Annotated in this window: 7 protein-coding genes and 1 pseudogene; 3 read left to right on the forward strand and 5 right to left on the reverse strand. The window is 42.8% G+C overall.

Annotated elements, in window-relative coordinates; translation table 11 throughout:
* The first annotated feature begins 244 nt into the window (after positions 1-244).
* On the forward strand, positions 245-2455 hold the full coding sequence (locus ACM0OW_RS02850) for a PBP1A family penicillin-binding protein (protein WP_414548530.1): 2211 nt from the start codon (positions 245-247) through the stop codon (positions 2453-2455).
* A gap of 295 nt (positions 2456-2750) precedes the next feature.
* Here the strand turns inward: ACM0OW_RS02850 and ACM0OW_RS02855 are convergent, their stop codons facing one another.
* Positions 2751-5378, reverse strand: coding sequence for an EAL domain-containing protein (locus tag ACM0OW_RS02855; protein ID WP_414548531.1), 2628 nt, complete (start codon positions 5376-5378; stop codon positions 2751-2753).
* 836 nt (positions 5379-6214) lie between these two features.
* Between ACM0OW_RS02855 and ACM0OW_RS02860 the strand changes: the two genes are divergently transcribed.
* Positions 6215-8740 carry a cyclic nucleotide-binding domain-containing protein gene (locus ACM0OW_RS02860; protein ID WP_414548532.1) on the forward strand — a complete coding sequence of 842 codons (2526 nt, stop codon included), beginning with the start codon at positions 6215-6217 and terminating at the stop codon, positions 8738-8740.
* A 318-nt stretch (positions 8741-9058) separates the two neighbouring features.
* Here the strand turns inward: ACM0OW_RS02860 and ACM0OW_RS02865 are convergent, their stop codons facing one another.
* The 4 genes and pseudogenes from ACM0OW_RS02865 to ACM0OW_RS02880 form a co-directional block, all read right to left on the reverse strand.
* Positions 9059-9235: a high light inducible protein gene (locus ACM0OW_RS02865; protein ID WP_239730940.1), complete on the reverse strand. Its 177-nt coding sequence runs from the start codon at positions 9233-9235 to the stop codon at positions 9059-9061.
* Positions 9236-9455: 220 nt separating this feature from the next.
* Entirely contained in the window at positions 9456-10367 is a 912-nt protein-coding gene (rsmH, locus tag ACM0OW_RS02870) for a 16S rRNA (cytosine(1402)-N(4))-methyltransferase RsmH (RefSeq protein WP_414548829.1), read from the reverse strand.
* Between the two features lie 101 nt (positions 10368-10468).
* Positions 10469-11098, reverse strand: coding sequence for a hypothetical protein (locus ACM0OW_RS02875; RefSeq protein WP_414548533.1), 630 nt, complete (start codon positions 11096-11098; stop codon positions 10469-10471).
* Between the two features lie 231 nt (positions 11099-11329).
* A pseudogene (locus ACM0OW_RS02880) lies at positions 11330-11605 on the reverse strand (tyrosine-type recombinase/integrase); the annotation flags it as partial.
* A 196-nt stretch (positions 11606-11801) separates the two neighbouring features.
* Here ACM0OW_RS02880 and ACM0OW_RS02885 point away from each other — a divergent pair.
* Positions 11802-12986, forward strand: coding sequence for an NAD(P)H-quinone oxidoreductase subunit H (locus ACM0OW_RS02885; RefSeq protein WP_414548534.1), 1185 nt, complete (start codon positions 11802-11804; stop codon positions 12984-12986).
* Positions 12987-13190: the final 204 nt, after the last annotated feature.

Here is a 13190-nt window from a genome sequence, read left to right on the forward strand (position 1 = left end):
ATTCAGTTAATTATTTATGAGCTATTATACTAACACAAACGTGGTGCGCTAACCCCAAAAATTTTACACAATGGGTAGGTTTCAGGTACTTTAAGAGAGGACTGATGTGGGAAAGCTCACCTCCTAGTTCAAGCAAAGATCAACCAATTTGAGCGACTCTGACAAGGAGGAAACGCGATTGACCCCTGGTAATCATTACGAGAACGAGGAAGCCACAAATGAGAGCTTACCACCCACAAAGTTTATGAAAACAAGGCAGTTCTGGAATCAAATAAATAGTGTCTCGACTGGGATCACTAGTATATTTAGTAGCCGCAATAGACCGTTTTATCGGCGGTTCTGGTTTTGGGCAATTTTGGGTATAGGTAGTAGCATCGGTGGTACAGTCATCGGTTGGCACTACTTGATCGCCACAATTGATCAGAGTTTGCCAGCACAAGCGGAATTGAAAGTTACCAGCCGAGCGCAAACCCTAACTATCAAAGCTGTTGATGGCACCATACTCCAACAACAAGGTGAAGCCACCAGAGAACGGCTGAGGCTGGAAGAAATACCAGATCAACTTCAACAAGCTTTTATCGCCTCAGAAGATAGACGGTTTGCTAGTCATCATGGTATTGATCCCCAAGGAATCGTCAGAGCAGCTTTTAAGAACGTGCGATCGCAATCTGTGGTAGAAGGTGCTAGTACAATCACCCAACAGCTAGCGCGAATTCTCTTCCTCAAACAAGAGCAGACCATCTGGCGCAAACTTAAAGAAGTGCGTCTCGCTCATAAAATGGAGCAAGAATTGAGCAAAGACGAAATTATCGAACGTTACCTCAATTTGGTCTACTTAGGATCTGGAGCATACGGTGTAGCAGATGCCGCCTGGGTATACTTCAGTAAAACCGTAGATCAACTCACACTAGGCGAAGCGGCCATGATTGCCGGATTAGCTCCCGCCCCCAGTTTATACTCCCCATTGCAAAATCCCACAGCTGCCATCCAGAGGCGAAATATGGTATTGCAACGGATGTATGAAGATGAATTAATTACAGTAGCCGAAAGACAAGCAGCCGCTCAGGAATCGCTCAACCTCAACAGCAACTTTCCCAAACGCCTAGAAGTAGAATCTCCGTATTTTGCCAGTTACGTCCTCCAAGAATTACCCAAATATGTTTCCCCCGAAGTTTTGACACAAGGGGGTTTAGTAGTGGAAACTACCCTGATTCCTACTTGGCAAGAGGCAGCAGAAGCAGCAGTTGCGAAAACCTTGAAAAATCAAGGTCGTTGGCAGAACTTTACGCAAGGATCTTTAGTAGCCATAGACCCCCGCAATGGTGAAATTAAGGCTATGGTGGGAGGCAAAGACTTTAGTAAAAATCAATTTAATCGAGTTACCCAGGCACAACGTCAGCCAGGATCGACATTTAAGGGATTTCTCTATGCCGCAGCCATAGCCACTGGTAAAAGCCCTAATGACAGCTACGTAGATGCACCTGTAGTCATTGATGATTACGAACCACAAAACTTTGGTAGAACCTTTCGTGGTTCCATGACTATCCGAGATGCCCTCACCCGTTCCACTAATATCGTTGCGGTGAAGGTATTGCTGGATGTGGGATTTGAGCCAATTATTAAGACTGCCCGTAATTTAGGAATTAAATCAGACCTCCAGCCGACCTATTCTTTAGCCCTTGGTTCCCATGAAGTAAATTTACTGGAATTAACCAATGCTTATGGTACTTTTGCTACACAAGGATTATACATAGAGGCTCATGGCATTCGCCGCATCCTCAACCGTCAAGGAGAGGTAGTTTGGTCAAATGATTTCCAGCATCAGCGAGTTCTGGACCCCACGAGTGCCGGGATTATGACCTGGATGCTACAACACGTAGTCAAAGCAGGCACTGGCGGCCCTGCTCAATTAAAGAATAGACCTGTAGCTGGGAAAACAGGAACCTCTGATGAAGCCCGTGATTTGTGGTTTATTGGATACATTCCCCAAATAGTCACAGGCGTTTGGTTAGGTAACGATAATAACCGTCCGACTTCGGGAGGCAGTGGTAGTGCGGCGATCGCTTGGAGGGAATTTATGGAAAAAGCCGTAGAGGGAATGCCGATAGAAAAGTTTCCCGAAAGACCCAAACTACAAGGTCGTGTAGGTAGCATTAAGGCGCAACCTATCAAACCCAAATCAATACAGCATCGTTCTCTTTCGGCTCCGACTGCAAATGAGCCAAGTCCCCCCACACCTAACGTTACCCGACGATCTCGAAGGTCGAGAAGACGTTCACAGCCACAAACCAGCACCCCACCCGCTAGAGTAGCTTCCCCTCGCAGACAGCGTAGAACAGTACAACCAGATGCTGCGCCACCCGCTAAAACTCAACGTCCTAGTACTACTCGTCCTTCATCGCCACAGCCCTCGTGGAGGGAAAGACTCAGACCCGATTCCTCTTCGTCTGAATGAACTACCCACAGGGCTTTACAGCACTCAACACTCCTTAAATGATTGAATTACCCCAAATCTCTTTTTGTAGGGTGTGTTGTCGCGAAGCGCAACGCACCATCCTAAATTTCGGTGCGTTAGGACTAAAGTCCATAACGCACCCTACCAAATGAAAGGTTTTTGGACTTGTGTGTACACCATAGACGTAGGTTGGGTTAAGCGCAGCGCTGCCAATGATCTTGGGTTTCCTTATGTCAACCCAACCTACAATTTTTTGCAACATTTTAAGCTTGTTACGCCACTACTCACTCAGTACTCAGCACTCATTTTGGAGAACTTCTGTAATCTTATCAACCGAAAGCGGTCTGTAGAAGAAAAAGCCCTGGACATCCTCACAGTTAATGGATGCCAAAAAATCCAATTCTTCTTGCTTTTCTACTCCTTCAGCAGTTAATCTCAATCCTAGACTCCTTCCCAAAGTCACGATCGCTGTGACAATGTGAGCAACTTTTTCGTTCCTTGTCAATTCTTGGATAAAAGATTTATCAATTTTTAAATTGTGAAATGGTAAAAGTTGTAGGCGCGAGAGCGAAGAATGACCAGTACCAAAGTCATCAATAGAAAGTTTAACGCCCATTTGCTCTAAACTCTGCAACACAGTTCGAGTAAAGTCTAAGTCTTCAATGGCTGTAGTTTCCGTAATTTCTAATTCTAAAAAGTGCGGTTCTAAATCTGTCTCTTTTAAAATTTTAGCTACAGTCTCCACAAGTTTAGGTTGGCGGAACTGTTTAGGAGATAAATTCACAGCAATAGTCAGGGGAGGTAATCCCTGTTGCTGCCAAGCTTTATTCTGCATACAGGCTGTCCGTAATACCCATTCGCCAATGGGAATAATTAATCCACTGGTCTCAGCCAGGGGAATAAAAACACTGGGCGCTATGAGTCCCATATCAGGGTGCTGCCAACGTAACAAAGCCTCCGTGCCAGTAATTTTTCTGCTGCTAATGTTGACTCTAGGCTGATAATATATGGTTAATTCTTCACGTTCTAAGGCATAACGCAAGCTCTTCTCTAAACTCAGAAGTTCAGGATTTTTGACATCTAAATTATTGGTGTAAAACTGGTAGTTATTTCTGCCCTTATCCTTGGCATAATACAAAGCAGTATCTGCGTGCTGAATTAAAGTTTCGGCATTAGAACTGTTTTTATCAAGTAGGGCAATGCCAATGCTGGCACTCACATAAAGTTCGTGTCCATCTAGATAAAATACTTCTTCTAAGGCTTGTAAAATTCTTTGTGCTACCTGGGACACTTCTTCAAGATATTTGACGTGGGGTAGGAGAATGGTAAATTCATCACCACCCCAACGGGCAACAGTATCACCGCCTCGGAGAAAGTTGTTCAATCTTTCTGCTACTTCTTGTAACAATCGATCGCCCAATGTGTGACCCAGTGTGTCATTGATCACCTTGAAACGATCCAAGTCAAGAAACATCACAGCTAAACTTTCCTGATTGCGAACCGCATTGGGTACGGCTTTGTCAAGCAGCTCATTAAATAACAGCCGATTGGGTAATCCAGTCAGGAGATCATGGAGAGCTTGAAAGCGGATTTTACTTTCTACTTGCCGACGTTGCCAAGCACCATTAATACTAGCTGCCATTGTCAACAGTGCAGTTTCTTCATGCTTTGACCATAGGCGCTCTGTGGAACAATCTACCAAGCCAAGATAACCCCAAAATTTTTCCTCTAGCCGCAGGGGTACTAGAAGCAGCGATTTTATCCCGTCTCTGGAAAGTAATTTTTTCTCCCCTGGAGGAAAATCTTTGGTTAGTCCTTTAAGAGGTTTTCCACGGGAAAGAACAGCATACCAACGTTCTAATTCACAAGACCGATAAGTTTGACTCTGCCAGTTGTGTAAGGAAGACCCAGTGTGGAGGTTTGTCCATTCAAATTGGAGGCTAACCGCCATTTCCCCTGTGGCTACATCGATATGGTTACTAAATACATAGACGCGATCTACCTTGGCTGCTTCCCCCATGACAGCTAGAGCTTTTTCAATCGCGATTTCGTAGTTCATTTCTACCAGCAAAGAATTAGCGGCTTCGGCAACCGCCTGTAGTAAGCGATCGCGCTGTCGTAGTTCAGCTTCAGCTTGTTTTTGCTCTGTAATATCCCTAGCAATGAAAGTTCTAATTAAATTACTTTCTGGTAGAAAATGTACGGATTGTTCAAAAATCTTTTGATCAACCTGCACCTCACGCACAAAAGGATTTTTATGGCAATGGGTAACTGCACGGAGTAATCCTGTCAGCATAGGATGCTGTTGTCCCATTGCCCTAAGTTGGGGAAACGCCAAGGATGCGGCTGGATTGAGATAAGTGACTCTCCCCTCTAAATCAATCTCAATAATCGGATTGGGTATGAGTTCTGGGAAAGACGCTAGGCGAGCTAAGGCTGTATCATTAGCTTCTTCAGAGTCCGGATCAATAACTACAGTTTGAAAAGGATTAACGGGGTTGGTTTGCCTAGAGAGGAAATCAGACAGGTCGTCAGAGTCAGAAAATGCGAGCAACTCTGCTTCTGAAAGGTTAGAAACAGCATAGTATGTTGCCTGAGCTTGATTATTACCAAATATAATCACATCTCCATGCTTGAGGTTATGAGATAAGCATTTAGCTCCATTTACTAACAAGCCATTACTACTACCCTTGCCGGTGAAGTTACCATCTATAATCCGAAAGCAATATTGGTCAGTTTCTGGAATTGTTACCCGCAATAATATTGCGTGTTGTCTGGATACTGAGGGTGAACGGAGGACAATAGAGTTTCCACGATGCCGTCCCAGAGAATAAGTAGCCTCGTGAAGAGGGATAGTTTGCTGTCCTTCCAAGTCTTGGACAACCAACAGGTGGCGTATTTGTTCCCACTCATTTTCTGGCATTGCTCATCCTTAACTTTATATATATATATGAGAATTGTTGGTGAAAAACATGGGCTAAATTAATTTTAATTTTTAGGTTCTCATTTTGGGAAAAGCCCTGGTATCTATGAGGCAATACAGTTCAGTTAAGCCTAAAAGTCTACGACTACGTAGGTTGGGTTGAGGAACGAAACCCAACGCTTGCATGACTTTGTTGGGTTTCACTTCGTTCTACCCAACCTACAATTTTCTTAACTGAACCGTATTGATCTATGAGGAGGTAATACCAATTCCCCATGAGGTTATGCAACTGAGTTCTTTTGGTCACAGGATTCCAATTTTAATAATTGCTTAGACACCCAGAATAAAATTAAACGCTGAAGTTAATACATGGTATATTTGCGGAATTATGACTGAAGTGGAAGTAATTGTTAAGTTAAACAAAGTCTTTTATACTAATGCCACTTCTCTCTTCAAAATCAAATTAACTTGCTAAGAGGTAATCAGCAGCTATTTTGATGGAGAAAAAAACTACGCCACTTGTTCCAGGCGAAACCCTAAGACCTAAAGACCTGACCGCAGTGGCTGGTCAGGAGGAATGAAAGCTTACTCTGTTAACAGCAGTTTCAGGTCTGTCTATTGCCATCTATTCAAAATCTTCTGTGTCTTTTTGTCAACCTCACTTTTTTTAGCTTCAAGTACTGCGAGTGAAAAATACCGCAGCTAGCACAATTAAACTTAACAATGTTAAAGGAACCCACAGATTAGGCAAATCCGACAAATTCATCATTCAGTTTTTTGAAAAATCCTGAGCAGTAATAATCCCTTTATACATCAACACGCACGGAGAATATATTATGACATCTCCAGAAACGGTTATATGGCTACAAGAACGCACACCTTTAGGAATACTCTCACCTGCGGTACTAGATGCGATCGCTCAAGTCATTGAGTCAAAATTTTTCCCAGCCGGAAGTAGTTTAGTGAGTGAAGGTACTTCTCCAGAAGCGCTTTACATTCTGCAACAAGGGCAACTGGAAAGCAAGACGAACAATAAAAATAACCCAGCCTTAGCCTGTGGTTTTCTCCCTGGCGCAATCGTTCAACTCAAAGAATTACTCTTAGATGAGTTAACGTCCAGTACAATTAACACCGTCACTGACTGCCACTTATGGGTAATATCTGCTGCTAATTTTCGCTCATTAGTCGCCCAATATCCAGAAATTGCTCAGGCTTTTTCCCGTTTATTAGCTCAAGAATTGGCGCAGGTAACATCTGCACTGGGTTATGAACAAGAAAGGGCTGTAGCTTTACGACCATATTTAGTCACCAAAGCCCAACGCGGAATTGTGGGTACAAGTCGCTATGCTGTGCGTCTACGGGAGCAAATTAGAGCAGCTGCCAACACACTCAAGTCTGTGGAAATTTTTGGGGAACCAGGCTTAGAAAAAGATAATATAGCTGCCCTAATTCACTACGGTTCACCCAAAAGGCGAGAACCAATTATTAAGGTTAATTGTGCAATTCTCCAAACTAGCGGCATGGATTTATTCGGTCGCGCTGGTGGTAAACCAGGACTATTAGAATGGTTAGGGTCAGGCACTATTGTTTTTAACAATATCCAAGAATTGCCTCCTGAATTATTACCGTCTGTGGCACAGTTGCTAGAAACAGGCAAATATACGCCTGTGACTCGTTCGGGAGAACCTGCGGCCCAAGCGCGTCCCTGTAAAGCCCGTGTAATCATTGTTTCCGAAAAAACTCAGTCGAATATTGAACGGTGTGTGGGTACGATGATTAAAGTGCCACCGTTACGGGTACGGAAAACAGATATTCAAGCCCAGGTAGAATATTATACTAGTCTTTATATTCGAGGGAAGGGTCTTTCTAAACCGAAAATTACCCCAGAAGCTTTGCGCCGTTTACAGTCCTACGATTTTCCCGGTAATCTCAAAGAATTAAAAAATATTGTAGAAAGGGCGATTGTCCAGCTAGGAGATGGACGAGAGTTAACAGAAGAAATATTTTGGTCAGCCCAAACCCAGAAAAAGCAATTACGTCTGAATCTTTTGAATGCTTATCCGGGGTTAAGGAAATTTCTGCGGAGTCCTTGGTGGCCAGACCGGATTAATTATGGTTTTACTTTCGCCGGGTTTGCGGTGATGATTGCCATTTTATTTATGGGACCACAAACACGCGATCGCAATTTCATTTTAAATTTCTTTTGGGCTTGGTGGTGGCCGTTTTTTCTGTTTCTCTTCCCCTTCTTAGGTCGGATCTGGTGTTCTGTCTGTCCTTTTATGATTTATGGCGAAATTACCCAAAAGCTATCCTTATGGCTATTTCCGCGACAACTCAAAGGCTGGCCGAGACAAAAAGCTGAAAAATGGGGCGGATGGTTTATGTTTGGACTATTTACCCTGATTTTCCTCTGGGAGGAACTCTGGGATTTACAAAATACTGCCTACCTTTCCGCTTGTTTACTACTGTTAATTACAGCAGGGGCGATGATTTTCTCAGCCATTTTTAAACGGCGGTTTTGGTGTCGGTATCTCTGTCCCATTGGAGGGATGAATGGTTTATTTGCTAAACTCTCGATGACCGAACTCAGGGCGCAGCAAGGTATCTGTTCTGCTTCTTGCAATACTTATCAGTGTTACAAAGGTGGTCCCGAAAAAGGTGAAGGGATGGAAACTAATGGCTGTCCATTATATTCCCATCCGGCACAGTTGCAAGATAATCGAGACTGTGTATTATGTATGACTTGTCTGAAAGCTTGTCCCCATCGTTCTGTTGAGTTCAATTTGCGTCCCCCAGCTATTGAACTATGGACAACTCATACAGCCCACAGCTATGAAGTGGCGTTATTGTTTTTGCTTTTGGGTGGAGTGTATCTGCATCGCTTACCAGAGTTACAGTCTTGGTTAGGTTTACAAATCGATTTAACTGTGTTTTGGCAGCATTTGGGATTTTCGCTGCTAATTTTGCTCATCCCCACGGCTATAGTTTTTGGGGCTTACGGCTTGATGCAGTTAACTCAATTTGGGCGAAAACCTCGACCATTTTTAGAACTTACTTATGGTTATTTACCATTGGTGCTGGGGGGTAATTTAGCTCATTATCTGCGCTTGGGTTTGGGCGAAGCTGGGCGAATTTTGCCTGTGACTTTAGCTACTTTTGGATTAAATGGAGAACAATTACCAATTTTGGTAGCTCATCCGGCTGTGATTGACTTCTTGCAAGGTGCTACTTTGATTTTCTCAGTTTTATTGACGATTATTTTAACCCAAAAAATCGCTCGTCAGCCTGTGAAATCGCTCTTTTGGCAACACCTCGCCGCTATTGGTTTGGGGGTGAGTATGTGGGCAATTATTGTCTCATAAAGCACAAAATAAAAATCCCACTCCTGCTCCCTCTCCTTACTAAAGAGAGGGTTGGGGTGAGGTTTCATCAGCTTTCTTTGTTTCTATACTTTTAGGATCGGTACGGGAAAATTGAGATGTTTTTATAAAAGCTGATATATTTTTGTGGTCTTAATCAGCGAATGGGTCAACACCCATGTTGACAACAGTTTTTCGCAAGACTGTAATTTGTTGAGAAAATTGAACCTCGCATGACTAGAAGTCAACCGTTAAGGCGGCTTGCAGAAATCAACTATTGTCCAATTAAAAGCAATGTCTTTTTTGGACAAAAGTTAAATCTTAGAGGATACCCCAGAAGTGAAGGAAACCTTGACCAGAGAACACTTCAATTAAAGCTGCGGCTACAAAACCGATCATTGCTAAACGACCGTTCCAATGTTCTGTTTGAGTGGTGAATCCCCACTTCCAAGCGTTGCGGCTCTCTGTAGCTGTGGTGGTTGCGGTTGTGCTTTTCATGGTTAATACTCTCGGTAGGAATTTGTACAGGTTTTTGTTTCCTCTATTAAGCAATGTAACAGAGATTTTAAAAAATGTAACAAACAATTGCAAAAGAATTTTAAATACTTTCCATAGAAATCCTCCCGAATTGGCAAACACAAATATTCGCTCTGATCCCCGATAAAATTGAATTCGCCGGGGATCATTGAGTTAACAAGTTATTGAGGATTTTTATGATTTAATCTCTGTCCTTCTCGTCTTCACTACTGACTCTCTCGGCTATCCTCAATTTTGCCGAACGCGATCGCGGATTACTAGCCAATTCTTTCTCAGCAGCAGTAATTGGCTTTTTTGTCAATACCTTTACTAAAGGAGAATTACGCAAACCATGCTTCACTGGGCGGTCTTCCAAACTGTGAAAACTGATAATGGCAATGCGTCCACCAGGAACCAAGGCATTCGGGGCTTGATCCAAAAAGGTTTCTAAAGACTTTAACTCATCATTGACCACAATTCGCAAAGCTTGAAAAACCCTTGTAGCTGGATGAATCCGACCATAACGATATTGACGGGGGACAGAATAGGCGATCGCCTCAGCCAATTCTGTAGTAGTTTCAAATGGTCGTTTTTCCACAATCCGTCTCGCAATCCGCCGCGATAGTCGTTCCTCACCGTATTTAAAGAAAATATCTGCTAATTCCGCCTCATCCCAGTCATTAATCACATCAGCCGCCGTCAAAGACTGTTGCTGATTCATTCGCATATCCAGATTTGCCGCATTGCGAAAGCTAAAACCCCGTTCTGGCTGGTCTAAATGGTAAGAACTTACACCCAAATCAGCTAGAATACCATCGAAAGTGTTAGGACTATATTTATAAGCCGAAAAATTGCTGTGAATAAACTCTACTCTGTCACCAAACTCAGCTAAATGCTTTTGCGCCGCCACTAAAGCATCCTCATCTTGGTCAATGGCCGTTAGCCGCACATCAGTTGCAGCCTCTAAAATCAGGCGACTATGACCACCACCCCCCACAGTTGCATCCAAATAATGGCCGCCAGGACGTACAGCCAACCCCTCAACGACCTCTTGGCTTAAAACTGGCACATGAAGAAATTCAGCGCCTACAATTCCTTGAATGTCAGGCTCCATCTCGAATGTGGAAAGGGTACACCCGCTATCGCTGCTAAGTTGAGCAGGCAGAAAATTTCCGCCAGTATTGAAGTTGCCCGACAGGGCATCATTGTTTGTATTCATTCAATTAATTTCTTTGACTGTAAAGACAATGAAAACACGAAACAGACAATTAAGCTCATGACTACAAGTTCGCCGCCATCTTCCACAATGGTCAGTAAAGGCTCTAAGAAAGAATTCAGGAACATTATATGAAGCATATCTACTACAATGCCAAAAAAAGCAAGAGCAAATAGCAAAATAGTTAAATATCTCGATACTTGTCTAGGCAAGCGATCGCCTAAGCGATAAGTAATAGCAATAGCAATCAAAAAGAACAAACCAACTAGAGCCGATACAGCAAGTTCTCCGAAGTCAACTGCTCTTAAGTTAAACATGGCAGAGAACGAAAATTTAATGCTGATTAAAGCTCCCAAGCGTTCATGAATCTGTATGGCATCATCAACTAATAAATAAAAAAATAGTAAAGACCAGATGAAGTATAGAAAAGAACGCTTTTGTATTGAAAGAAAACCTAATAAAAGTGTAGACCAATACTGTTTTACATATTGGAAAATCTCTGAATATCCTCTATCTTTTTCTAGTGAAAAATTGCTATTATCAGTAAGTCCACTATATACATAAATCAAATGAAGAAGAATAAAACTAATATCTGTTAATAAAAATAAGCCGCATAATTTAAGCACCAAATAGGTTTTATCTAGTTTTAATAAATGCTTTAATTTTTTTTTTATTTAACATGGAAGTAAAATCCTTCATAAATTCACCCTAAATCAGTCAGACTACTTTGCTTTATTAATTATTTTTCAAGATGATGCAGTAATCTATAATCATTGCATAACTCAAAATTAAACTAATAATAACCTAAATTTAACCTTAAGTTAACTTTTAAATAAAAATTTACTTAAATTTCATCAAATTTACTTAAAAAACACTGAATAAAGCATTGTAAAATTTTCGCTACTGTCTAAAGAGAGATATTGAAGCTCTAACAACCAATTTACCAACTCAACAGCAGGTGACAGCATTGACAAAGCAGCAGCCCCTAACACCTGCTCATCACTCACTTTTAAATATTTTTGCAATTCATACCAATCTAAATTCCTATGCCCTGAAAATTCCTGAATCACTCTTAACCGGAGACCAGCGCGACTCATCTGGGTCAGGGCAGTACGCCGGAAGCTGTGCGGACTCACTCACTCCTATAATTTCTACTACGCGAACGTCGCTGTAACGGGAATCCTCTTGCTCAATTAAGATAGATGTAGGCGCTCTTGGGGGGACTGCTCAAAAATATTTCCCTTACCTGATTTTGGCAGACAAAATTAATTGAGTCTGGTTGGCATCACGCAGTTCAAGTTGAAATTTTCATAACTGGAGAACAAGGAACTTATGGCAAGACTAGAAACCCGCACCGAACCAATGGTGCTGAATATGGGGCCACACCACCCCTCCATGCACGGGGTTTTGCGGTTAATTGTCACATTGGATGGCGAGGATGTCGTTGATTGTGAACCGGTAATTGGCTATTTGCACCGGGGAATGGAAAAAATTGCCGAAAACCGGACTACTGTAATGTATGTCCCCTACGTCAGTCGGTGGGACTACGCAGCCGGAATGTTTAACGAAGCAGTCACTGTTAACGCCCCGGAACAATTAGCAGGTGTAACCGTTCCCAAACGAGCCAGCTATATTCGCGTGATTATGCTGGAATTGAACAGAATTGCTAACCATTTACTCTGGTTTGGCCCCTTTCTCGCGGACGTAGGCGCGCAAACTCCCTTCTTCTACCAATTTAGAGAACGGGAAATGATTTATGATTTGTGGGAAGCTGCCACCGGCTACCGGATGGTAAACCATAATTATTTCCGAGTTGGTGGTGTAGCAGTTGATTTACCCTATGGTTGGGTAGATAAATGTTTGGACTTCTGCGACTACTTATTACCCAAAGTTGACGAGTACGAACGTCTGGTAACAGATAACCCCATTTTCCGCCGTCGGGTTGAAGGTATTGGGACGATTTCCCGCGAACAAGCAATTAACTGGGGACTATCCGGCCCCATGTTACGCGCCTCTGGAGTGAAGTGGGATTTGCGGAAAGTTGACCACTACGAATCTTACGACGATTTTGATTGGGACGTACAGTGGGAAACCGCCGGTGATTGTTTCGCCCGTTACGTGGTACGAATGCGGGAAATGCGCGAATCTGTGAAAATTATTCGCCAAGCAATTAAAGGACTACCAGGAGGCCCCTACGAAAACCTAGAAGCCAAGCGGATGGCTGCGGGGAAAAAATCAGAGTGGGATGCCTTTGACTACCAATACATTGGTAAAAAAGTTTCACCTACCTTTAAAATGCCCAAAGGTGAAATCTATTCCCGTGTGGAAAGCGGTAAAGGTGAACTGGGAATTTATCTAGTTGGCGATGATAACGGTTTCCCCTGGCGCTGGAAAATTCGCCCGGCTGATTTCAACAATCTGCAAATTGTCCCCGAACTACTAAAAGGGATGAAGGTTGCAGATATTGTCGTGATTCTCGGCAGTGTTGACGTAATTATGGGATCTGTAGACAGATAAGAGGCAGGGGGGCAGGGGGCAGGGTGCAGGGGAGAAGAGGAAAGATTGTTAAGCAACCGGGAAGCTCAAATAATTTCCAATTCACCCCTATTTCTGGCTTCTTCTCCCTCCCTAGAGACTTCCCAATCAAAAAAATATCCGATAACCTAACAAAATAAATCTCTATTTATTTTTCTGTGGTATGCGTTGGGCGAATGTTCAATA

This window comes from Anabaena sp. CCY 0017 (assembly GCF_963920885.1).
GTDB lineage: Bacteria > Cyanobacteriota > Cyanobacteriia > Cyanobacteriales > Nostocaceae > Nodularia.

Excerpts from the sequence above, each read along its gene's own strand:
- ACM0OW_RS02855 (WP_414548531.1), bottom strand. The coding sequence starts at position 5,378 with ATGCCAGAAAATGAGTGGGAACAAATACGCCACCTGTTGGTTGTCCAA.
- ACM0OW_RS02885 (WP_414548534.1), top strand. The coding sequence starts at position 11,802 with ATGGCAAGACTAGAAACCCGCACCGAACCAATGGTGCTGAATATGGGG.
- ACM0OW_RS02860 (WP_414548532.1), top strand. The coding sequence starts at position 6,215 with ATGACATCTCCAGAAACGGTTATATGGCTACAAGAACGCACACCTTTA.
- rsmH (WP_414548829.1), bottom strand. The coding sequence starts at position 10,367 with ATGGAGCCTGACATTCAAGGAATTGTAGGCGCTGAATTTCTTCATGTG.
- ACM0OW_RS02850 (WP_414548530.1), top strand. The coding sequence starts at position 245 with ATGAAAACAAGGCAGTTCTGGAATCAAATAAATAGTGTCTCGACTGGG.
- ACM0OW_RS02865 (WP_239730940.1), bottom strand. The coding sequence starts at position 9,235 with ATGAAAAGCACAACCGCAACCACCACAGCTACAGAGAGCCGCAACGCT.